This is a genomic window from Gammaproteobacteria bacterium, from assembly GCA_016195665.1.
GTDB lineage: Bacteria > Pseudomonadota > Gammaproteobacteria > SURF-13 > SURF-13 > JACPZD01.
Genome location: JACPZD010000018.1, coordinates 1 through 22,323 on the forward strand (window position 1 = coordinate 1; position 22,323 = coordinate 22,323).

25 protein-coding genes are annotated in these 22,323 nt (G+C 57.6%); 13 read left to right on the plus strand and 12 right to left on the minus strand.

Features of this window, described 5'->3' with window-relative positions:
• The coding region (locus tag HY028_04945; protein MBI3344192.1) for a bacterioferritin at positions 1–387 on the plus strand (387 nt) is incomplete at its 5' end.
• Positions 388–472: 85 nt separating this feature from the next.
• Here the strand turns inward: HY028_04945 and HY028_04950 are convergent.
• Complete coding sequence (locus HY028_04950; GenBank protein ID MBI3344193.1) at positions 473–1,852, minus strand: DegQ family serine endoprotease; 1,380 nt, start codon at positions 1,850–1,852, stop codon at positions 473–475.
• Between the two features lie 214 nt (positions 1,853–2,066).
• Here HY028_04950 and HY028_04955 point away from each other — a divergent pair, with 214 nt between their 5' ends.
• Both HY028_04955 and HY028_04960 read left to right on the plus strand, forming a co-directional pair.
• Positions 2,067–2,468, plus strand: a complete 402-nt coding sequence (locus HY028_04955; protein ID MBI3344194.1) for a DoxX family protein — start codon at positions 2,067–2,069, stop codon at positions 2,466–2,468.
• Entirely contained in the window at positions 2,425–3,066 is a 642-nt protein-coding gene (locus HY028_04960) for a DUF4202 domain-containing protein (protein MBI3344195.1), read from the plus strand. The genes HY028_04955 and HY028_04960 overlap by 44 nt, the downstream gene beginning before the upstream one ends.
• Before the next feature lie 1,098 nt (positions 3,067–4,164).
• Here HY028_04960 and HY028_04965 read toward each other — a convergent pair.
• Together HY028_04965 and htpG are read right to left on the minus strand one after the other, a co-directional pair.
• Positions 4,165–4,392: a hypothetical protein gene (locus HY028_04965; protein MBI3344196.1), complete on the minus strand. Its 228-nt coding sequence runs from the start codon at positions 4,390–4,392 to the stop codon at positions 4,165–4,167.
• 69 nt (positions 4,393–4,461) lie between these two features.
• Complete coding sequence (htpG, locus tag HY028_04970; protein MBI3344197.1) at positions 4,462–6,345, minus strand: molecular chaperone HtpG; 1,884 nt, start codon at positions 6,343–6,345, stop codon at positions 4,462–4,464.
• Positions 6,346–6,469: 124 nt separating this feature from the next.
• Here htpG and HY028_04975 point away from each other — a divergent pair, with 124 nt between their 5' ends.
• On the plus strand, positions 6,470–7,282 hold the full coding sequence (locus HY028_04975; GenBank protein MBI3344198.1) for a sulfurtransferase: 813 nt from the start codon (positions 6,470–6,472) through the stop codon (positions 7,280–7,282).
• Positions 7,283–7,580: 298 nt separating this feature from the next.
• Here the strand turns inward: HY028_04975 and thpR are convergent, their stop codons facing one another.
• The 3 genes from thpR to HY028_04990 form a co-directional block, all read right to left on the minus strand.
• Complete coding sequence (gene thpR, locus HY028_04980; protein MBI3344199.1) at positions 7,581–8,120, minus strand: RNA 2',3'-cyclic phosphodiesterase; 540 nt, start codon at positions 8,118–8,120, stop codon at positions 7,581–7,583.
• A complete protein-coding gene (locus tag HY028_04985; GenBank protein ID MBI3344200.1) occupies positions 8,121–8,654 on the minus strand; it encodes a nicotinamide-nucleotide amidohydrolase family protein in 534 nt (177 codons plus the stop codon).
• Between the two features lie 117 nt (positions 8,655–8,771).
• On the minus strand, positions 8,772–8,987 hold the full coding sequence (locus tag HY028_04990) for a hypothetical protein (GenBank protein MBI3344201.1): 216 nt from the start codon (positions 8,985–8,987) through the stop codon (positions 8,772–8,774).
• 394 nt (positions 8,988–9,381) lie between these two features.
• On the opposite strand from HY028_04990, the gene HY028_04995 reads away from it, so the two are divergent.
• Positions 9,382–10,308, plus strand: a complete 927-nt coding sequence (locus tag HY028_04995) for a GGDEF domain-containing protein (GenBank protein ID MBI3344202.1) — start codon at positions 9,382–9,384, stop codon at positions 10,306–10,308.
• 173 nt (positions 10,309–10,481) lie between these two features.
• Here the strand turns inward: HY028_04995 and HY028_05000 are convergent, their stop codons facing one another.
• From HY028_05000 to HY028_05020, 5 genes are all read right to left on the minus strand, one after another.
• Complete coding sequence (locus HY028_05000) at positions 10,482–11,699, minus strand: class I SAM-dependent methyltransferase (protein MBI3344203.1); 1,218 nt, start codon at positions 11,697–11,699, stop codon at positions 10,482–10,484.
• Positions 11,700–11,780: 81 nt separating this feature from the next.
• Entirely contained in the window at positions 11,781–12,539 is a 759-nt protein-coding gene (locus tag HY028_05005) for a hypothetical protein (protein ID MBI3344204.1), read from the minus strand.
• 29 nt (positions 12,540–12,568) lie between these two features.
• A complete protein-coding gene (locus HY028_05010) occupies positions 12,569–12,844 on the minus strand; it encodes an oxidative damage protection protein (protein MBI3344205.1) in 276 nt (91 codons plus the stop codon).
• Positions 12,841–13,920, minus strand: coding sequence for an A/G-specific adenine glycosylase (gene mutY / locus HY028_05015; GenBank protein MBI3344206.1), 1,080 nt, complete (start codon positions 13,918–13,920; stop codon positions 12,841–12,843). The genes HY028_05010 and mutY overlap by 4 nt, the downstream gene beginning before the upstream one ends.
• Positions 13,917–15,218: an AsmA family protein gene (locus HY028_05020; GenBank protein MBI3344207.1), complete on the minus strand. Its 1,302-nt coding sequence runs from the start codon at positions 15,216–15,218 to the stop codon at positions 13,917–13,919. The genes mutY and HY028_05020 overlap by 4 nt, the downstream gene beginning before the upstream one ends.
• A gap of 10 nt (positions 15,219–15,228) precedes the next feature.
• Between HY028_05020 and HY028_05025 the strand changes: the two genes are divergently transcribed.
• On the plus strand, positions 15,229–15,672 hold the full coding sequence (locus tag HY028_05025; GenBank protein ID MBI3344208.1) for a hypothetical protein: 444 nt from the start codon (positions 15,229–15,231) through the stop codon (positions 15,670–15,672).
• Between the two features lie 476 nt (positions 15,673–16,148).
• Here HY028_05025 and ilvA read toward each other — a convergent pair whose 3' ends face one another.
• Positions 16,149–17,666 carry a threonine ammonia-lyase, biosynthetic gene (ilvA, locus tag HY028_05030; protein MBI3344209.1) on the minus strand — a complete coding sequence of 506 codons (1,518 nt, stop codon included), beginning with the start codon at positions 17,664–17,666 and terminating at the stop codon, positions 16,149–16,151.
• Positions 17,667–17,772: 106 nt separating this feature from the next.
• On the opposite strand from ilvA, the gene rpiA reads away from it, so the two are divergent.
• From rpiA to dcm, 7 genes are all read left to right on the plus strand, one after another.
• Positions 17,773–18,429 (plus strand): ribose-5-phosphate isomerase RpiA, encoded by a 657-nt coding sequence (gene rpiA, locus HY028_05035; protein ID MBI3344210.1) that lies wholly within the window; start codon positions 17,773–17,775, stop codon positions 18,427–18,429.
• A 2-nt stretch (positions 18,430–18,431) separates the two neighbouring features.
• Positions 18,432–18,632 carry a DUF2905 domain-containing protein gene (locus tag HY028_05040; protein MBI3344211.1) on the plus strand — a complete coding sequence of 67 codons (201 nt, stop codon included), beginning with the start codon at positions 18,432–18,434 and terminating at the stop codon, positions 18,630–18,632.
• Positions 18,633–18,656: 24 nt separating this feature from the next.
• Complete coding sequence (locus HY028_05045; GenBank protein ID MBI3344212.1) at positions 18,657–19,001, plus strand: pentapeptide repeat-containing protein; 345 nt, start codon at positions 18,657–18,659, stop codon at positions 18,999–19,001.
• Between the two features lie 123 nt (positions 19,002–19,124).
• Positions 19,125–20,324, plus strand: coding sequence for a formate-dependent phosphoribosylglycinamide formyltransferase (gene purT / locus HY028_05050; GenBank protein ID MBI3344213.1), 1,200 nt, complete (start codon positions 19,125–19,127; stop codon positions 20,322–20,324).
• Positions 20,325–20,354: 30 nt separating this feature from the next.
• Positions 20,355–20,606: a type II toxin-antitoxin system HicB family antitoxin gene (locus tag HY028_05055; protein ID MBI3344214.1), complete on the plus strand. Its 252-nt coding sequence runs from the start codon at positions 20,355–20,357 to the stop codon at positions 20,604–20,606.
• Positions 20,606–20,821, plus strand: coding sequence for a type II toxin-antitoxin system HicA family toxin (locus HY028_05060; protein MBI3344215.1), 216 nt, complete (start codon positions 20,606–20,608; stop codon positions 20,819–20,821). Before HY028_05055 ends, HY028_05060 begins: the two co-directional genes overlap by 1 nt.
• Positions 20,822–21,549: 728 nt before the next feature.
• A partial coding sequence (gene dcm, locus HY028_05065; GenBank protein ID MBI3344216.1) for a DNA (cytosine-5-)-methyltransferase occupies positions 21,550–22,323 on the plus strand: 774 nt, incomplete at its 3' end.

Here is a 22,323-nt window from a genome sequence, read left to right on the forward strand (position 1 = left end):
GTGCGCTACACGCATTATGCGCTGATGGTGTATGGCTATAACCGTATTCCCATCGTCAGTTGGCTGCGCGAGCAGGCGAACGAGGGTTTGTCTCATGCCCAGCAGGCGGGCGAGATGATCACCCAGCTCGGAGCGCATCCCTCGCTGGCCATAGGCCCGCTGCTGGAAACCCATAAACACGACATCGGCGACATCCTGCGCGAATCACTGGAACACGAACGCGAAGCCCTCAAGTCGTACCATGAGCTATTGAACCTGGTGAAGGATCGTTCGGTGTGGCTGGAGGAATACGCCCGCGAGATGATTTTCAAAGAGGAACAGCATCAGGGCGAGGTGGACAAGATGCTGCGCAAGCCGGGCGATATCGAGGTTTTCAGCAAAGCATAATCAGGCAAACGGAGGCAGCGGTATCCATAACACCCGCAGCGTGCATGTGCTATATGCTGGCGCAGCATATCTGGTAAGGCAGCGGTTATTTTATCACGATAAACAAGGCGGCTTGGCCTCGTCTGATGCTAAGCAGCAGTGAGCCCTTGCTCCGCTCGACCGCGTCGGCAAGATCCTGCGAGGTGCGCACGGGTTTGCGGTTCACCGCGATGACGATATCGCCGGGACGAAGGCCTGCCTCAGCCGCGCGGCTTCCCGGCTGTACCTCGACGACCGGGATGCCCTCCAATTTTCCGAACAGTTCGGAACGCTCATCCACCGCGCCGAACAACACGCCCGCAAGGCGCGGGTCCTCGGGCGTGTTATCGCTTTGCGCCACCGGAGGCTCAACGATATCCACAGCGACGGTTTGAGTGCGCCCGTCACGCAGGATATCGAGCTTGACCGGTTTGCCGACCCGTAACAGGCCGATGGCGTTGCGGAAGGTGCCGGAATCACGTACCGCTTGCCCATTAACGGCGGTGACAATGTCGCCGGGCTTAAGGCCGGCCTGCGCGGCGGGAGAGCCGGGCGTGACCTGGGCAATGATGGCGCCTTGCTGGTTCTTGTCGGTCAAGGGCAGGCCGAAGGCCTGCGCCAGCTCCGGTGTGAGGTCCTGAGCCTGGAGTCCCAGCCGTCCCCGCCGCACCTTACCGGACTCGACCAGTTGCGTCATGATGTCCCGGGCCATGTTGATGGGAATGGCGAAGCCGATACCGACATTGCCGCCGCCGGGCGCCAGGATTGCTGTGTTGATGCCGATGAGCTCCCCGCGCAGATTCACGAGCGCCCCGCCGGAGTTGCCAGGATTGATGGAGGCGTCGGTCTGGATGAAGTCTTCGTAACCCTCGATACCCAAGCCGGTGCGGCCGAGTGCGCTGATAATCCCCGAGGTGACCGTTTGACCCAGGCCGAAGGGGTTGCCGATGGCGACCACGAAGTCACCGACCTGCAGGCGTGACGAGTCGGCGAGCGACAGCGCGGTAAGATCTTTGGCCGGAATCTGGATGACCGCTACGTCCGTTTCCGGGTCGTTACCGATCAGCTTCGCCTTGAGGCTGCGCCCATCACGCAGCATGACGGTAATCTCATCGGCGTTGGCAATCACATGATTATTGGTCAGCACATAGCCGCGCTGCGCATCCACGACCACGCCCGAGCCGAGGCTTTGAGTCGGGCGCTCACGCGGCATGTTCGGGATATCGAAGAAACGGCGGAAGAAGGGATCGTTCAGCAGCGGATTATCCTGCACGCGCAGGCGGCCGCGGGTGGAGATGTTGACCACCGCGGGCGTGACCTGTTGCAGCATGGGGGCGAGGGTGGGGAGGGGTTGCCCCTGGCCATCAGCGGCGGGCAAGACCGAGTGTGACAGAGGGCTTACCATCAACACCAGGACGGCGGCTAATATCGGATACATACGTTTCATGATTGAGCTACGCTCCTTGTGGCGGGTAATCTGAACCTGATGGGTAAAATCGTGAGTACTGCGAGGAATTCTGAGAAGTATGATTTTAAATGGGTGAAAAAGTTCGATATCAGGATATAGGCAAGGCGCCAGGTAGGCCTGTTTATTTTTATCCTGAGCCGGTACACTCATAGCGCATGACTCTCTAAATAACCTCAACAAAGGAGTTTGGATCATGAACGTATGTACGCCATTAAACCAATACGGGCCCCTGGTGGGGCGCATCCTTCTCGTGCTCATCTTCATTCTTTCCGGTTACGGAAAACTCACTGGCTGGGACGGAACACTCGGCTTCATGGCCAGCAAGGGCATCCCGCTGACCAGCCTGTTTCTGGCCTTGACGATCGCCGTCGAACTGGGCGGCGGGCTGCTGATAGCCCTGGGGTTGTATGCGCGCTGGGCGGCGCTGGCGATCTTCCTGTTCCTCATCCCGGTGACGCTGATATTTCATCCTTTTTGGAGTGATCCCAGCCAGATGAACACTTTTATGAAAAATATCGCCATCATGGGCGGGATGCTGTACATCATGACTTATGGCAGCGGACCGTACAGTATCAAGCAGGAAAAGTGCCCATAGGGCAAAAGTGTTAGACACACGGTTTCATGCAGCCATTGAACGCATGGACGCGTTCAACCGCGCAGACCCCAACCACGAAATCGTCGCGGGCAAGGAGTATCCCAAAGAGCTGCTTTACGCCGAGCGCATGACAGCATGGCTCATACGTCTCGCACCTGATGCGTCCGAGGCGCTGCAGCTTGCGGTGCGCAGCCAGCACATCGGGCGCTGGACGATACCGCGCAACAACTACCCGATGGACCGGCGCGGCTATCACCAATGGCGCACCGCACTCGCCCGCTTCCACGCACAAACCGCACGCGAGATCCTGCACGACACAGGCTACGATGAGGCGACCATCGCCCGTGTCGAAAATTTACTGAAAAAGACCCACCTCAAAAACGACCCCGAGGCGCAACGGCTGGAAGACACCGCCTGCCTCGTCTTTCTCGAACATTATTTTTCCGACTTCGCGAAAAAACACGACGAACAAAAACTCATCGAGATTCTACAAAAGACGTGGAAAAAAATATCCGCACAAGCGCAGCAGACGGCGCTTACATTGACGCTTGCGGATGCCGACCGAGCATTGATTGAAAAGGCGTTGTCAGCTATTTGAACCAACAGGCAGTATAAATCGGCTCTCAAGACAAGGCCGGGCAATCTGTTGCACGCCTTGGTTAGGTCGCGTTCTCTGGGTCGGGAAGGGCTGCGCCTTGGGATAGAGCAGTCCCGGGCTCATCTACCGGTTGCAGAGAGAAATGAAGAAGTACATCAGAGCCCAAGAGATCTTTCCCCTGTGAGTGCTCACGGATTGAGGGTTCAAGCGCAGCCAACATTCCCCGGATTCGGCGAACGACATCGGATAGATCGACTCGCACCCTACTTGTCACGAGGCTTACCTGAGCAATCTCACCAGGGGCAAGTCTGGCCTCCAGATCTATGAGGGGGCTGAACGTAAGCTGCTTGGGATAAAAACTACCCGGCTGCAGCACCCAAAATGTAGGTGGTGAATCTTCTGCTGGAGAAGGACCCAGCCAAGCTATAGCGCCGAGTGCTGCAGATTGTCTATCGCTGATTGCTCTTAGTTCACGGTTGAGGTGCTGAGTGACGTCCCGTAGCAGTTTCGACTGCAGACGTTGCGCGAATGAATAGTTTAAAGACCTCATTTTGCTTTAGACCGGGGAAGACCCTTAATACTTCCCGAAACCGGTTTACTGCGTCTATCACGCCATATGCGTAGACGATGCCGTCAATAGCTCTCTCCCCGAAGGTTTTTCTTTCTGCAACATTCGCCAGCGACTTGAGAAGGCGATCGAGATTCTCGAACGAGAGCGCCGCCATTTACGCGGAAACCGCAGGGCATCAGTGAAGAGCACTTGCTGCCGCGGCAAATCGACTGGGAGACGACGAAATGGAGAGTCTGGGGAGAGCATCAATCATACCCCTCACATCTTATGTGCAGCGATCTAACGTTTCGGCTGAGGGACTGGCCCGGAGCGCAGCGGAAGCCCAGTCCCTCTCAAGTCGAGGCAAATTTCGCGCCTATTAAATTTTTCAACCATCGCATGAAGGCCGGCGGGTCTTCGAGTTGAGCGCTCGTTGGCGGTTAGAATAACCGGCTGGCCTTATTTAGCGTGGCGGTTGGCATCAAGCGCCAAACCAACAAAAACAGCAGCTACAGCTAAAATAAGAATAGCAACAATAATCTCCATGGTTATAACCCTCTGAGCGATTCAATACGTTGTTCAATTCGCTTGTGTAAAAGTGCGACACCGGCTGTGGTAACAACCACAGCTATAACGACCGTAGCGGTTAAGATCGTACTCGTTGAGGCAATATTTGAGGCAAGCCAACCCACCAAGCTAATATCTGTGACGACAAGGATGCCCAGCCACACCTTAAGATAGGCAATTTGCTCTTTTGTGAAATCAGCTTCTGACAAAGGATATCTCCAGCCTCGTCATCAGAATAATACACCTTTTCCAGCGCAAGCGGATAAGGCCATCTAAAATTATGCACCAAGTTCCACCAGGCGCTGATTCAATCGGCGCACGAAGGCCGCCGGGTCTTCAAGCTGGGCGCCTTCGGAGAGTTGGGCCTGATCAAACAGGATGTGCGCCCAATCGGCGAAGCGGTCGTTGTCGGTTTCTTTGGCGATGCGTACGACGAGCGGGTGGTCCACATTGATTTCCAGAATCGGCTTGCTGCCCGGAACCACCTGCCCGGCGGCCTTGAGCAGGCGTTCGAGGTGCGCGCCCATGTCGTGGGCCTCGCTGACCAGGCACGCGGGCGAGGTGGTGAGGCGGTGGCTCACGCGCACATCGTTCACCCGGTCGCCTAGGGCGGTCTTGATGCGTTCGATCACACCCTGGAATTCGCCTGCGATTTTTTTCTGTTGCTCGGTGTCGCTTGCGCCCTCGATTTTGCCAAGATCGAGCTCGCCCTTGGCGACGGACTGAAGCTGCTTACCTTCAAACTCGGAGAGATGAGTCACTACCCATTCATCCACCGCTTCGTACATGAGCAGCACCTCGATGCCTTTTTGGCGCAACAATTCGAGATGCGGACTGTGCTTGGCCGCATTAAAGTTTTCGGCGGTGAGGTAGTAGATGGTTTCCTGACCTTCCTTCATGCGCGCGATGTAGTCGGTGAATGACACGTCTTGCGCATCGGTATCCTTGTGGGTTGAGGCAAAGCGCAATAGCTTGGCGATGCGTTCGCGGTTGGCGTAGTCTTCGACGAGGCCTTCTTTGAGCACACGTCCGCACTCCTTCCAGAACGTAGCGAATTTTTCCGGTTCATTAGCGGCCAGGTTTTCCAGCAGATCCAACACCCGTTTCACCGCAGCGGCGCGGATGGAATCCACGACCTTGCTGCCTTGTAAAATCTCGCGCGAGATGTTGAGCGGCAGGTCATTGGAATCAATGATACCGCGCACAAAACGCAGATAGCGCGGCATGAGATGTTGGGCGTCCTCCATGATGAACACGCGCCGCACGTAGAGCTTGATGCCGTGGCGGCTGTCGCGTTCCCATAGATCGAACGGCGCGCGGGATGGGATGTAAAGCAACAGGGTATACTCCTGCTTGCCTTCCACGCGGCTGTGAATATGCGCGAGCGGATTTTCAAAATCGTGTGCGATGTGTTTGTAAAATTCGTTGTACTCGTCGGCGCTGATTTCGCTCTTGGGGCGTGTCCACAAGGCCGAGGCGCGGTTAACTGTCTCCTCGCCGGAGGCGTCTTTCCCTTCCTTGGGCATCAGGATGGGGGCGGTGATGTGGTCGGAATATTTATGAATGATATTACGCAACCTGAAGCCGTCGAGGAATTCGTCTTCGTCGGGGCGCAGATGCAAAATCACCTCCGTGCCGCGCGTGGATTTTTCGACGGTCTCGATGCTGTAGTCGCCCTCGCCCGCGGATTCCCAGCGCACGCCGTGTTCGGCGCCCAGCCCGGCGCGACGGGTGATGAGCGTTAGCCGGTCGGCGACGATAAAAGAGGAGTAAAAGCCGACGCCGAACTGGCCGATGAGATGGGCGTCCTTGGCCTGGTCGCCGGTGAGCTTTTCGAGAAAGGTCTTGGTGCCTGACTTTGCGATGGTGCCGATGTGGTCTATCACCTCGGCGCGCGTCATGCCGACGCCGTTGTCGGAGACGGTCACGGTACGCGCCGTCTTGTCATAGCTCACGTGAATCTTAAGATCGCTGTCGCCGTCGTACAGCGCCTCATCGGCGAGGGCCTCAAAGCGCAGTTTATCTATGGCGTCGGAGGCGTTGGAGATGAGTTCCCGCAGGAAGATCTCTTTGTTGCTGTAGAGCGAATGTATCATCAGGCTCAGCAATTGCCGAACCTCGGTCTGGAAGCCCAGGGTTTCTTTATGTGCAGTGACGGTCATGGTTGGCTCTTCGGGGTTAGTTGTACGGGGTTATGTATTGGGGCAACCGCTACATGAAATCAAGCCACGTTTTTCTGCTCGATATTGAAGTAAGATAGTAACATTGAAAATAAGGAGAAACGCCATGCCCGCAAGTTTACCACTCATCCTCGAACCCGCAGAATTACACCCGCATCTCGGGGATCAAGGCGTGTTGATTGTTGACCTGAGCAAGCCGGAAAGCTTTGCTCGCCAACACATTTCCGGCGCCGTGAACCTGGACTATGCGCAACTGGTCACCGCCCGTCCGCCTGTAATGGGGCTGTTGCCGGATGACGCGCAGTTGAGCAAGGTCTTGTCGGGTCTGGGGCTAACGCCGGACAAGCACGTCGTCGCCTATGACGATGAGGGGGGGGCGAAGGCCTGCCGGTTGTTGTGGACTCTGGAAGTTATCGGCCACAGGCACACTTCGCTGCTCGATGGCGGCTTGCGGAGCTGGCTGGCTGCGGGGTATCCGGTGACGGGCGGCGCCGCTTCGAGTACGCCCGGCAGCTATCACGCAGTGCTGGGTGAAGACGCCAGGGCGGACAAGGCCTATATTTTGGAGCATCTGCAAGACCCTGGTGTGGTCTTGCTCGACACACGCACGCCGGGTGAGTACCGCGGCACAGACAAACGCGCCGAGCGCGGTGGGCACATTCCCGGCGCCGTCAATCTGGACTGGACACAAGCCCTTGGGAGCGATCTCCGTCTCAAGCCCGTGCAGGAACTGCGCGCGCTGTATGAGAAGCTGGGTGTGACGCCGGACAAGGAGGTGATCGTCTATTGTCAAACCCATCACCGCTCCTCGCACACGTTTGTGGTACTGAAGGCGCTGGGTTATCCGCGCGTCAAGGGCTATCCCGGCGCGTGGTCGGAGTGGGGCAATAGTCCGGATACACCGGTGGAAACAGCTTAGAGCATATCCAAAAACAGTTCCCATGCGGCCCCTTGCGATGAAAAGGCTTCACCACGGAGGGCGCAGAGGAGAAATAAAGCCTTCTTGAGGGTATTCCTCTGCGTCCTCTGCGGTAAATTATTTATGGATAAGTTCTTAGTCCAGATTCCACGAGCCGAGGATACGGTACACCACTTAGAGCATATCCAAAAACAGTTCCCATGCGGCCCCTTGCGATGAAAAGGCTTCACCACGGAGGGCGCAGAGGAGAAATAAAGCCTTCTTGAGGGTATTCCTCTGCGTCCTCTGCGGTAAGTTCTTAGTCCAGATTCCACGAGCCGAGGATACGGTACACCACACCATGGGTTTCGTTGCTGGATTCGACCAAACAAAAACTCTCGGCCTTCCATACGAGCGGCTGTACGAGGAGTTCCCCTTTCGGCCGGTCCGCCTTGCGCAGCAAGGTGATGTGCGGTTGGTAGCCGCGACTTTCGGGGGTCAGTCCGCACATTGTCTCTGCAACGTTCAGGCCGTCAACCAATGCCAGCAGTGCGTCGGGAATGTGGCTGGCCCCCAACCACACGATACGAGGCTTTGGCCAGTAGCCGGGCTGATCCAGCGTTAGCGCGAAGCGTGGAACATGCAGTTCGGCGGCTGCAGCGCTTAGGCAGTTGCGCGTATCCTCAGTGATATTGCCGAGGAATACCAAGGTAAGGTGCAAATTGTGATCGGCAACCGGACGGCCGTATGCAGGCACATCGCGCGCAAGCCGGGCCAACTGTTCGCGCAGCTCTTGTTGCGGCCACAGCGCAAAGAACAGACGTTGCGTCGGCGCCGGGGGGGCAACCTCCACAGGCATTCAGGCCTCCGGGTACGCCGAGGCGGTAAAATCCAGCATGCCTTGCAGGCTGGCGTATACGGCTCTGCGGCGTATCGCTTCACGGTTGCCGGAAAAATGCTCAACGCGGCTTCGCGCGGACTCTCCCTTGGCCGCCCAGGCGAGACACACGATGCCGACCGGTTTGAGAGGTGTTCCTCCTCCCGGCCCTGCAACGCCGCTGACCGCCAGACTCACTTCGGCGCGGCTGTGTTTGAGCGCCCCGCCGGCCATCTCGCGCACCACTTCTTCACTCACCGCGCCGAATTTCTCCAGCGTGCCCTGCGAAACCCCCAGCATCTCGTGTTTGGCAGTGTTGGTGTAGGTGACAAAACCGCGCTCGAACCATTCCGAAGAACCGGCTACACCGGTGATTACTTGAGCGACCCAGCCACCGGTGCATGACTCGGCGGTGGTCAACATCAAACCGCGCATTTTCAATGCTGCGCCTACTTCAGCGGCCGCGGCACTAAGCGCAGCATCGTCGGGAGGCTCCCTAGGGATTGAGACAGACATGCTTGAGCCTTGCAGGAATCACAAAGGATCTAGAGCGCCGGCAGACCCGGCGCGCCGGAGTAAAACTGAGATGGTTGGCAGAGGAACTCTGCCAACCACCAGACAACAGGGAGGATCTTACGGTGTGGCTGGAGCGGGCGCCGCCGGCTCCGCAGGGGCTGTCGGCTCCGCAGGCGCCGGGGCTCCGCCGCCCATAGCGTCTTTGGGCTGCTCCATCATTTCTCCGGCTTTGTCCATGGTTTCCTTGGACTTGTCCATATCCGCCTTTTCACACCCGGCCAGACCTGCGGCAAACACGGCAGCGCTTAAAAACATGAGGATTTTCTTTACCATGGCTATACTCCTCTGAAGAGTTCGAGAAAGGTTCACAGCATTAGAAAACTAACATGTCTAACGCGTACGATCAAGGCTGCTCTGCGCCGGCCTGATGATATAATGAATAATTTGGTTTGATGCTTTCCAACGGTAAGTGCGATGGATTTGGCAGGTGCAAGAGAATGTAGATCAGCGTTGATCTGCGCGTTAGAGCACGTAAGGCGATGAGAAGCGGTGAATTTATGTAGGTGCGGCAAGATTCGGGATTTTGCGCCGTCAGTTTTTTGACAAACCTGACCACCTGCTATCAATGCAATATATAACGTATTGAATAATAATAAAATTTATATAAATCCCTAATTGGCATACTTTTCGCTTAAATTTGGGCTAAGTTACTAATGAGGTTTGATTTATGGCGATATCACACTCTGCTGTATCGGGCAACAATAGAGGATATAATCCTGAGGCCGCCTATGTCTTAGGCACTGATGCGACAGCCGCGCTGAAGCCGCAGGTACAGGAAAAGACCTTGAAAATCACCAGCGTGTTACAGACGACTCTAGAGGTCAGCAAGTTGATCGAGCTGTTTGCCGCCGAGGTGCAGGGTGCGGCCGCTCATCACCATGTCTCTTACCGCAACCCAGCCCAGGGTATTGACCTAAGTCTGGGAGAACCTGCACGCCACTCCTGCGCCTACCGGTTGTTGCTCCTTGGGCAGTCTTTAGGCGAGTTGACCTTCACGCGGAAAAAACGTTTTTCCGAAGCCGAGATTCAGTTGATCGAAAGTCTGCTTGCCGGGCTGGTTTATCCGTTGCGCAACGCCCTGCTCTATCACGATGCAGTGCAGGCGGCGTTTAAGGACCCGCTAACCGGGGTCAATAACAGGGCGACGATGAACGTGGTGCTCAGGCGCGAGGTTGAGATTGCCCGCCGCTATGGGACGCCGCTGTCCTTTATCATCATGGATATAGACAATTTCAAGACGATCAACGATACCTACGGTCACGCAACGGGTGATGTGGCGATAAAGTCCTTGGTGGAGCGCGTAACGGAATGTATCCGTTCCACGGATATTTTGTTCCGCTACGGCGGTGAGGAATTTACCGTGTTGTTGAACAACACCACACCGGACGGCGCCCTGCTGCTGGCCGAACGCATCCGTCATACGGTGGAGTTGTCCGAGTGCGATTACAACAACAAGCTGATTAACATGACCGTCAGTATGGGGGTCTCGTATCTGAACGGCGAGGATGACGAGCAGAGGTTGTTCGAGAAGGCCGATAACGCCTTGTATCAAGCCAAATCAGAGGGACGTAATTGCGTGCGGCTGCTCGGCTAAAGGAAGCTCTGAATAAGTCCATCCTGGACTTCTCATAGCACGAAAAGCAAAAACGTGGCCATAAGATTATTATGGTGCTTTTCTCCATGTTTCAAACACGATAGTGTTTGAAACATGGCGGTGCGTCCCTGCACCGCAGAAACCTCGGATTTGATCAGAGGTTCCCTAAGGTTTTACCCTTGCGCCGCGTGCGCAACGGCGGCCGCGCGAGGGCGCTCTTCTTCGCTGTAAAGATAATCCCGCGTAATAGGCAGCACGTCGAGCCGCTGCGTCAATTGCAGTTGAAACACCACCAGATCACGCCAGCGAAACGACGCCTCGCAGGCGGCGAGATAAAATTCCCACATCCGGCAAAAACGCTGACCCAGGCGCGCGGCGATTTCTATGCGCTGTGCCTGAAAACGTTGCTGCCAGGCTCCCAGCGTCATGGCGTAGTGCAGGCGCAGGATCTCGACATCGCTGGTGATGAGGCCGCTCTCTTCAATGCCGCGGTTGAGCTCGGACAACGCCGGGACATAGCCGCCGGGGAAGATGTGTTTGAGTATCCACGGGTTGGTGACGCCGGGCGGGGTGTAACGGCCAATGGTATGCAGCAGCGCCACCCCTTCCGGACTCAACAGCCGGCGCATCTGCTCGAAATAATGGCGATAATGGTGCGTGCCGACGTGCTCGAACATTCCCACGCTCACGATGCGATCATAGGCGCCGCTGTGTTCACGGTAATCACGCAGCAGAAATTCCACACGCCCTTGCAGTCCGCGCTCGCGGGCGCGCTGCTGCGCCACGCGCAGTTGCTCGCGTGACAGGGTAAGACCGGTGACCTTGACCCCTGCGTGCTCGGCGAGGTAGAGGGCGAGCCCGCCCCAGCCGCTGCCGATGTCCAGCACCCGTTGCCCGGGGGAGAGATCGAGCTTGCGCAGGATGTGCGCGCACTTGGCGCGCTGCGCCTCTTCCAGGCTGATTCCGGGTTTATAAAAGTAGGCGCACGAATACTGCATGTCCTGATCGAGAAAGCGGCGGAAGAGCCACTCGTCGAGATCGTAGTGGTGCGCAACATTGCGATAGCTCTGGGCGATGCGGTTGCCTTGTCGGAGAAGCCTTTTCAGCAGACTCGCCACCACACCGTTACTGCTTTGTTCAGGAATGTTGCGCATCAGCACTTCAAGCAGATCGAGCAGGTTTGCGGTATCCCACTCTCCATTCATGTAGGTCTCGCCCAGCATCAACTCAGGGTCGCTCAGGATGCGCCGCAGTGTCGCGGATGTGTGAATATACCACTCGGCGTGGGGCGAGCCGCTACCGAAGCTGTGACGTTCCCCTCCAGGAAGGTGCACGGTCAGCCGGCCGTGCTGGATCCGCGGGCCTAGATGTTTTAGAGGATCTATGAACAAGCGGGAAGTCCGATTAGTAGTTGTCGTTAGGGCTATTGGATTAGTGTAGCGCGGGTAGGACGGGCCGGCAACTTGCAATTATCAGGCGACGATAGTCTCCGTGGGAACGGCGCGAGCGATCTGAAAGATGTCCCTATAGGCGGCGTAAGTGGCGCATGTCAGCACAGGCATCAGGAGGAGTATCAGTGTTGTTCCCGCAAGGAATAGCCAGGCGCTTACTAAGCCGATCAGGGCCAACAGCAACGCGGCTCCTAAATAAATCATCCCAAACACTAACAGCGCGCGCCAATTAAGGAATCCGCCCAACAGGCTCAATTTAAGCGCGGCGACCGGCTCCATGCCATTGAGCGCCACGAGCGGCAGTGCGAACTGGTAGGCCATTAACACAAAGGCCAGCAGGATAAGAAAGGGTATGGCCCACAGCGCCGGTAGGAAGCTTTGAATGGAGTTAATTTTTCCTGTGGCGGCCATCTGTGAAAAAAGGTCTGCGGCGGGCGTAAGAAACAACACCAGGGTGATAACGATTTCGAAACCGAGCAAGATCAGCCCTAGCAGCATCAGCGGCTGGAGGCGCTTGCGAAAACCGCTGAACAGAAGCTCAAACCTGGCTGCTTGGCCGCCCGCGATGGTGTCGAGCGTCTGATACAAGCCTGCGCCCAATACGGGTGCGAGCAACGTACTGGCCAGACCGCCCAGGAAGGGAATAAGGCTGAGCGCCATCAGAGACACTAAGAGGGTGTAGAACATGCCGAGCAGCAGCAAGGGTTGCCGGGTGAACAGCCGCCATCCCTGCAGATACCATGCGACGCCGTGCAAGGCGGGGACGTGTTGGTGAGTCATGGTCTGTTCACTACGCCGGTGAGGCCGGATTATTTGTTGACCGGCGGGACATAGCCCTCCGGCCTGGCCGAGCCATCACCGAAGAAGAATTTTTCCATTTCGGTTGCCAGAAATTGGCGCGCCTTGGGGTCCATCATGTTGAGACGGTATTCGTTGATGAGGGTGGTCTGGTGGGCTAGCCACATTTTCCACGCCTCGGAGGAGGCGCTTTCATAAATCCGCTTGCCGAGCTCGCCCGGATACGGCGGGAAAAGCAGGCCCTCGGCCTCGCGTCCGAGTTTTACGCAATATACCATTCGAGTCATCGTGATTCCTTTAATTTCGCCAGCAGACGTTGCACGGGAGCGGCCAGGCCGCGCGCCTCGGGATGGTGGATGTTATACCAGACTGTGGGGCGCGGTTCCATTGCGCGCGCGGGGATTTTGACGATCTGTGCAAGCACCGGTGAAATATCGAGATGAAAATGGCTGAAGCTGTGGCGCAGCGTGGGCCAGTGTTTAAGTTGACCGATCTGGTAAGCAAAATGCTCCCGGCACCAGCGCTTGATGTCGGCGGGGTGAGTGTGTTCGCACTCGGGCAGGCTCCACAATCCGCCCCAGATCCCCGCCGGAGGGCGTTGCTCCAGCAGCACATCGCCCGCGTCGTTACGCAACAGCAGCAAGGTGGCGCTGCGCACCGGCAGGTGCTTGCGTGGTTTCGGTGTGGGGTAGGACGCGATCTCGTTTTGGGCGCGCGCCACGCAAAGATCCGCCAGGGGGCATCGCGGGCAGGCCGGCCGCGAGCGCGTGCACAGCGTCGCGCCCAGATCCATCAGCGCCTGGGTGTAGTCGTCCACCCGATGCGCTGGCAGGTGTGACTCGGCGAGCGACCAGAGTTGCTGTTCGATCTCGCGCCGGCCGGGCCAGCCCTCCACGGCATGCAGGCGCGCGAGGACGCGCCTGACGTTGCCATCCAGGATGGCGTGACGCTGCCCATACGCGAGCGAGAGAATCGCCGCCGCCGTCGAGCGGCCTATGCCGGGCAGTTGTTGCAGCAATACGATATCGCGCGGCAATTCATCCCCGTGCTGCTCGCACACGATCACGGCGGCGCGGTGCAGATTGCGCGCACGCGCGTAATAGCCCAAGCCCGTCCATAGGTGCAACACCTCGTCCAGATGGGCGGCGGCGAGTGTGGCCATATCAGGAAAGCGTTGCATGAAACGTAAGTAATAGGGGATCACCGTGGTGACTTGGGTCTGCTGCAGCATGATCTCCGAGACCCACACGCGGTAAGGCGTAGGGTTGTCCTGCCAGGGCAAGTCCTTACGTCCGTGCCGGTCGAACCAGCGCAGCAGGCGGTCGCTCATCGAGGGCTGTATAGCCGGGGGCCGCCGGGTCATGGCGCTGCTCCAAGGGTGAGGATGGCGTCGTCGGCCTGCGCATCGCCGAATTTGAGTTTGGCGACGCGCACCTGTCCCTGCACAGGCAAGGCGCGCAGGGCCTCGATAGGCAGCGCGTTCGGCTGCCCTTGGGCGGGTGCGACGTACCGGCCCAAATCGAGCTGGTCAAACGCAAGATCCACGCCGACCAATGGTTTTTCCTTCATGCTGAAGCTAATCTCACCGCTACCCAGGGTATCGTCGAGTTGCAGCTTGAGCGGGGCAAGATGAATTTCTTCCAGGTTGCCTGCAAACGCTGCGTCGAGTGCGGCTTTTTGCAGGGCATAGTCTGGAAATCCTGAAGGCAGCGATACGTCCAGCCGGCGCAGAAGGTCACGCGGGTTGAAGGGCGTGACCTTCAAACGACCGGTCAAACGCGCGGCATTCGAAATCGGCGTAGCTTGAAGACGGCCGAGCATTGTGAGACCTGCGGCCTCGATCTTTAGGTTGTCGAGCAGGAGCGTTTGGCGGTTGATGTCGGCGCTCACATTTCCGCTGAGCTGAAGCTCAAAATGATTTTGCGGCAGATGCACGCTTTTGAGCTGCGCCGTAATGAGGGCGTCACGCAATTGATACTGTTGCCGATCGAGATCAATCATGCCCTTGCCCTTGGCCTCGAAGCGTCCGCTGTATTGCGGGCTGAGGGCCGTGTCAAAGCCGAGCTTAAGATCGAACGCTACACGGGGAACGATAGCTCCCGTGCGCAGCGTGAGCTTTTCCAATGCAAAGTGCTGACCCTGTTGCCGGTCATCCAAAATCAGCGAGGCGTTCGTGACGGCCAGCCCGCCCAGGCTGAGTACAGCGAGATTCGCACCCTGCCCGCGTCCTCGCGCCAGATCTTCCCAGTTGCTGCGGCCGGTGGAGTCCCTGCTGAGATGCAATACCGCTCGTTCCAGTACTACGATGTCGGTGACCCACTGTCCTTGCAGCAGCGGGATCAGTTTCACCCGGAGTTGGGCGAGCTCGGCCTGTAGGAAAGGCGTTGGAGCAAAGTCCGGGGCGTTGTTCACCTCTATATGGTTGAGTCTCACGCCCAGCCAAGGAAAGAAAGAGATCTCGATCTTGCCGCCGATCGTTAGCTCGCGGCCGGTCTGATCTTTTACCCAGGCGCTGATCCGGTCTTTGTAGGCGTTGGGGTCGAAGGTGAGCGCGACCAGGGTGACGGTGCCGGCGAGGCCGAGCAGGACGAAGCCCGCAAACCAGAGCGCGAGCCTGCGGCGTGGCGACGTGAAGGTCCTTTGTCCGGGGTCGGTAGTCATGGCTGTGGTCATGATACACTGTGCGCGCATTGGCGCAGACACCGTACAGCATTTCCTTAAATCCATGCCGCTTGCCGAACAACACCGCGTCGTATTCAAGTCCATTGACGACTCCACCACTTCTGGAGAACTGAGCGTGCGGGTCTATAGCGACCGTGAACGGCTGATGCGGTCGCTCAAGATCTGGGGTTTGTGCTGGCTGCTGGCGCTGCTGTCGGTGCCGATCCTCGGTGCGCACTGGTTTTTGGTGCCAGGGTTTCTCATCGCGGGTCCTATCATGGGCTATCGTCGTTATCACCAGCATTCGAGCAGCGTTAACGTAACGGGGGCATGCCCCCGTTGTCATAATGACATCAGCCTCTCCCTGGAGCCGCGCGAGCAACTTCCGCTACGCAAGTATTGCCCGCAGTGCAGCGCCCCCCTGCATATTGTTGACGCCGCCACCGGGAACTAAGAAATGCGCAGCGTATTTGCAGTGGTACTGGCCGTTATCATTGTGGCGTGCGGGCTCGCCGCACTGGGCATACTGTTCTACAACGCGGCGGTGCTGATTAACAACTGGCTGAATCCGTTGTGAGGGGTTAGCAGGCTGTTGAAAAACAGCCTGCGTGCGACTCACGGATGGGCCGCCATTTTTCAAACACGTCGCGATTGCGTCGCCATTTTTCACGAAACCCGAAATGGATCCATCCGATTTCGGGAGCGAAAAATTGGCGACGCAATCGTTTTGTCTCCACCCGCGCTACCGCGCGGACTCCGACAAAACATCCGGCCCTACGGCTACGCGGGGGTCGTCGCACACCGCTCGTCCGCTATCGCTCCCTCGCTTCCATGTGCTCCTTCTATGTGTTTGAAAATGGAGCACAGCGAAAATGACATTTTTCGCTGTGCGGGTTGAAAAAGCCCATGGAAGGGCTTTTCAACAATCTATCAGCCGAGAAACAGCGTGTAAACAGGGTTACCCGCCTCCTCGCAATAGTTATAACCCACCTCTTTTAGAAAGCCCTGAAATTCCGCGTGCTCGGCGGGCGGGATTTGAATGCCGACCAGCACGCGCCCGTAGGCCGCGCCGTGATTGCGGTAGTGAAACAGGCTGATGTTCCAGCGCTGCCCGATGCGGTTCAGAAAATGCAGCAGGGCGCCGGGCCGTTCGGGAAACTCAAAACGATAGAGCACTTCGTGTGCGACCCTGTTGTTGCTGTGACCGCCCACCATGTAGCGGATATGCATTTTGGCCATCTCGTTGTCCGTCATGTCCAGCACCGGATAACCCTTGGCGCGCAAATGGGCGATGAGCTTTTCCTTTTCCACCGGGCCGTCGTGCATCTGAACGCCGGCGAACACGTGGGCCTCGTTCGGGTCGTGATAGCGGTAATTGAATTCGGTGATACTGCGGTTGCCGATGGCGTCGCAAAATTCGCGGAAGCTGCCCGGCCGCTCCGGAATGGTCACCGCCAGCAACGCCTCGCGCTGTTCACCCAGCTCGGCGCGCTCCGCGACGTGGCGCAGCCGGTCAAAGTTCATGTTGGCGCCGCTGTTGATGGCGACGAGGGTCTGGTTGGCGAGGCCCTCGCGCTCGATGTATTTCTTGAGCCCCGCTACGGCGAGCGCCCCGGCCGGCTCGGCGATGGAGCGGGTATCGTCGAAGATGTCCTTGATGGCGGCGCAGATCTCGTCGGTGCTGACCAGAATCACTTCGTCCACGCAGGTTTGCGCGACGCGAAACGGCTCCTCGCCCACCTGGCGCACAGCGACCCCATCGGCGAAGATGCCGACGTGATCGAGCACCACGCGCCGGCCGGCGCGTAGGGCCTCGTACAAACACGCCGCGTCGTCCGGCTCGACCCCGATTACCTTGACCTCTGGCCGCAGTTGCTTGACGTAGGCCGCGACACCCGCGATCAGGCCGCCGCCGCCCACCGGCACAAAGATCGCGTGTATCGGGTCGGCGTGCTGGTGCAAAATCTCCATCCCCACCGTGCCTTGGCCCGCGATGACCTCCGGGTCGTCATACGGGTGTATGAAGGTCATGCGCTGTTCGGCGGCGAGCCGCATGGCGTGCTCATAAGCGTCATCATAGGTATTGCCGTGCAGCACGATCTCCGCGCCGAGGTTGCGCACCGACTGCACCTTGATGTCGGGCGTGGTCTTGGGCATGACGATGAGCGCCCGGATGCCGCGCCGTTCCGCCGCGAGCGCCACGCCTTGGGCATGATTGCCCGCCGAGGCGGTGATGACGCCCTGCTTGAGCTGCTCGGCGCTGAGCCCGGAGATCTTGTTATAGGCTCCGCGCAGCTTGAAGGAAAACACCGGCTGCAGGTCCTCGCGCTTCAGCAGCACGCGATTCCCCACCCGCCGCGACAGAGAAGGCGCCGGGTCTAGCGAGGTCTCCAGCGCCACGTCATAGACGTGCGCCTTGAGGATCTTTTCGATATAGCGTTCGGGCATCCGGCTACGTTATCAGAAATCGCCGGGCTTTGTCACAGCCGGCCCTTCATTCCGGGCCTCATAACAGGTATTCTTAACCTTAAAGAATACGCTAAAGAGAACGCTGATGACCAAAGACGAAATAAAACAGGCGGTGGCCAAGGCCGCCCTGGAATATGTGCAAGCGGGAACGGTGATTGGCGTGGGTACCGGCTCCACGGCCAATTTTTTTATTGATGCGCTGGCCGGCATAAAACACAAGATCGAGGGCGCGGTGGCCAGTTCGGTCGCTACCGCCAACCGCCTCAAGGGGCACGGCATTTTGGTGCTGGAGCTAAACGAAACCGGCGATCTGCCCTTGTACGTGGACGGCGCCGATGAGGCCACTCAGCACCTGCACCTCATCAAGGGCGGCGGCGGCGCGCTGACCCGCGAAAAAATCGTGGCGGCAGCCAGTAAAAAATTCGTGTGCATCGCGGATGAATCCAAGCTGGTCGGCGTACTGGGCGAATTTCCACTGCCGATCGAGGTGATCCCGATGGCGCGCAGCTTCGTGGCGCGACAGATCGTCAAACTGGGCGGCAACCCGATGTTGCGCGAGAACTTTACCACCGACAACGGCAATCTGATCCTCGACGTGCGTGGCCTGGAAATTCTGGAGCCTGCCAGACTCGAGGCGACCCTCAACAACATCCCCGGCATCGTCACCAACGGCCTGTTCGCCATCCGGCCCGCGGATGTCTTGCTGCTCGGCTCCGAAAAAGGAGTCCGCCGCATTCCGTAATCATGTCACGCACGCTGATCATCGTCGGTCTGTGTCTGGTCATCCTCGGCGTGTTGTGGCCCTGGCTGCAAAAGGCCGGCCTCGGCCGGTTGCCCGGCGATATCATAATGGAGCGCAACGGTTTTCGGTTTTATTTTCCGATCACCACCTCCATCATCGTCAGCATCGTGCTCAGCCTGATCTTTTGGCTGATGCGCAGATAGCGTCCAACCTCAAGGAGAGCGAACATGTTGAAAAAACCAGACATCAAACACGACGCCCTGTCGCAGTTGCTCCGCGAGGGCAAGATCGCCGACTTCAATTATCGCAAGGCGCAGGGCGAAAAGTGCGACCTTACCAGCACCGATTTTCGCGGCCTTGACCTGCGCGGCCTCGATGCTGCCGGGCTCGATTTCAGCAACAGCTATTTTCGCCAGGCGGATCTGCGGGGCATAGATTTCACCCACAGCAAACTGGAGGGCGCCAGCATCAATGGGGCAAAAGTATCCGGCACGTATTTTCCCAAGGAACTGAGCGCAGCGGAAATCACCCTTTCACTCCTGCACGGCACGCGCATGCGGTATTCGTCGTAGGCTCGGAACGCTGCACACACAAACCGATAAAACCGTCACCGCGGAGAACGCAGAGGGAAAGCCAAGCCTTTTGATCCTGCTCTTCTGCGTCCTCTGCGGTGTATATATTAGACCAAGCGATACATGAAAATCGGCACACCGCTCAGCCCTTCGGCCACCCGCGTCATGCTGCTCGGCGCCGGAGAATTGGGCAAGGAAGTCATCATCGCCCTGCAACGTCTGGGCGTGGAGGTGATCGCGGTGGATCGCTATCCCAACGCACCCGGGCATCAAGTCGCACATCGCGCGCACGTCATTAATATGACCGACGGCGCGGCATTGCGCGCGCTCGTGATACAGGAGCGTCCGCAGCTCATCGTGCCGGAGATCGAGGCGATTGCGACGGATGCGCTGGTCGAGATCGAGCACGAAGGTTTGGCCGAGGTCATCCCCACCGCGCGCGCCGTGCAACTCACCATGAACCGTGAGGGCATACGGCGGCTGGCCGCCGAGCAACTGGGCCTGCCCACTTCGCCGTATCTTTTTGCCTCCAGCCTGGACGAATTACGCGCTGCCATTGACAACCAGATCGGCTACCCCTGCATCGTCAAGCCGGTGATGTCTTCGTCAGGCAAAGGCCAGTCGCTTATTAAAACGGCGCGGGAGGTCGAGGCCGCCTGGGATTACGCCCAAAGCAGCGGCCGGGTGGGGCTAGGCAAGGTGATCGTTGAGGGCGTGATTGAATTTGATTATGAAATCACTCTACTCACCGCGCGTGCCGTGGGTGAGTCAGGCATGATCGAAACATTTTTTTGCGAACCCATCGGTCATGTACAGGTGAAGGGTGACTATGTGGAAAGCTGGCAACCGCAGCCGATGAGAAAAGCAGCGCTCGCCAAGTCACGCGACATCGCCAAAAAAGTCACGGACAATTTGGGCGGGCGCGGCATCTTCGGCGTGGAACTGTTTGTGAAAGGCGATCAGGTGTGGTTTTCCGAAGTCAGCCCGCGCCCGCACGACACCGGGATGGTCACCATGACTACGCAAGTGCAGAGCGAATTTGAAATCCATGCCCGCGCTATCTTGGGCCTGCCCATGTCCGTCAAAATGCGCAACCCCGGCGCCAGCGCCGTGCTCTACGGCGGCGTGGAAGCCAAAGACATCGCCTTTGAAGGCGTGGACGAGGCCCTGCGCGTGCCCGACACTGATCTGCGCCTGTTCGGCAAACCGGAATCGTTTTTGAAACGCCGCATGGGTGTGGCGCTGGCCGGCGGGAAAGATGTTGACGAAGCGCGTCAGCGTGCGAAGCTTGCGGCGAGCAAAGTCAGACCCATTGTAGGATAATGTACATGTACGAGTTATCAGGAGCCAGACATGTTGACTGAATACGTTGAAGAGGCCTTAAAAAGAGCGCACTACGAAATGCTGGATGAGGCAAAGGAGCCGTTTTATGGCGAGATTAAGGAGCTTTCCGGTGTGTGGGCATCAGGAAAAACACTCGAAGAGTGCCGTAATAGCCTCAAGGACGTGGTGGAAGGATGGATATTGCTGAGCGTAAAGAAAAAACTGCCGATACCCAAGCTCGGCGATTTTGAAATCAAGGAGATTAACGAGCAGGCAGCCTAATGCCAAAATTATCTCCGCTATCCCACCAAGATCTGGTAAAACGATTACATTCGTATGGCTTTGATGGTCCCTATAGCGGTGGTAAACACCTCTTTATGATTAAAGGAACGCTTAGGCTAACCCTGCCCAACCCACACAAACACGAGATCGGAGTCGCGCTGCTTGACAGGATACTCAAGCAGGCTGGCATCAGCAAAGAAGAGTGGTTAAGGTGAGTCGCGACGACGCTTTTATCCGCCGACCAGGCAATGATGTCAAGAAAGTAGACCCTGCGTTCGGGAAACTCAAGTCGAAGAGAGCGAGCCATGGATGCAGATCAGCTTGCCGACAACCGTGATGTCAAGACGTGACCCCGCTTTTTTTGAGGGGGTACGGCCAGAGGGCAATCTCAGCGGTTGCGGACAGTCTTCACTCTGTCCTATGATGTGCCAAGGTCGAGTAATCTTTTACCTTCTATGCTTTAGCAAGTTTCTTGTGCGGGTGGCATCACGCGCAGGGCGAAAGAACGGTGCTCTTCGCATCACGTGCCCATTCCATTGCTAGCCAAGGAGTGCGGGCAGCGGCGCAGTGGTTGCGGGCAGATTTTACGCTGTAGCTCTTTCCGTTTGCGCCACGCCCTACGGCGCGACGCAAGCCGGGGTGGGTCACATGGACCTGTGAATGTCGCGTTCAAGGGCTTTGGCGTGTGGGTGCGTCTTATGCAGCGTCTTCCCAGGCCTAACATTTCATTCAAGAGGGACACGCCTTGGCGAGGCATTTTTATGTCACGGGTTTCACCAGCGCAGGGGCGTTGTTCCGGTCTCATCATTGGCGTGCCCCTTAATTTAACGTTAGGCGTCAAACCACAGCCGCATAGTCAGGCGGCACTTAAAAATGTAAAATGAGCATGTTATGTATACACGGGTGGCACACGTCTGCCACAAACTGCATCTGGGGGGGAGTAATGGGGCTTTCATCGTTAGAAATATGCGCTGGCGCAGGCGGTCAAGCTCTCGGACTAGAGCAAGCAGGCTTTGAGCATGTCAGCCTCGTAGAGATTGAAGCAGCAGCTTGTCAAACTCTCCGAATCAACCGCACTCATTGGCATGTCACAGAAGGCGACCTCCGCCACTATTCAGCCGAAAAATGGAAAGGCATTGAACTCCTGGCAGGTGGTGTGCCTTGCCCGCCTTTTTCAAAGGCAGGAAAACAACTTGGCAACGAAGATGAGCGCGACCTCTTCCCAGAAGCAATTCGATTGGTGTCTGAGTGCAAGCCTCAAGCCGTAATGCTCGAAAATGTGCGCGGGCTGCTTGATTCTGTTTTTGATGAGTACCGCGCAAAAATAATCACGGACTTAAAAAAACTTGGCTATGTCGCCGAATGGCGCTTGCTTAACGCAAGCGATTTTGGCGTTCCTCAGTTGCGCCCACGAGTTGTTTTTGTGGCGCTAAAGAAAAATGCCGCAGAATATTTCAATTGGCCGTCAGCACTTATCGCCCCGCCGCCAACAGTCGGCGAGGCGCTATTCGACCTCATGGCTACAAACGGCTGGTGCGGTGCAAAGCAATGGCGCGAAAGAGCGTGTGATATAGGTCCTACATTGGTTGGTGGTAGTAAAAAACATGGTGGCCCTGACCTCGGCCCCACCAGAGCAAAAAAGGCGTGGGCTTCAATTGGCGTAGATGGCATGGGTATCGCCGATGCCGCGCCAGAAAAGGACTTTATCGGTATGCCA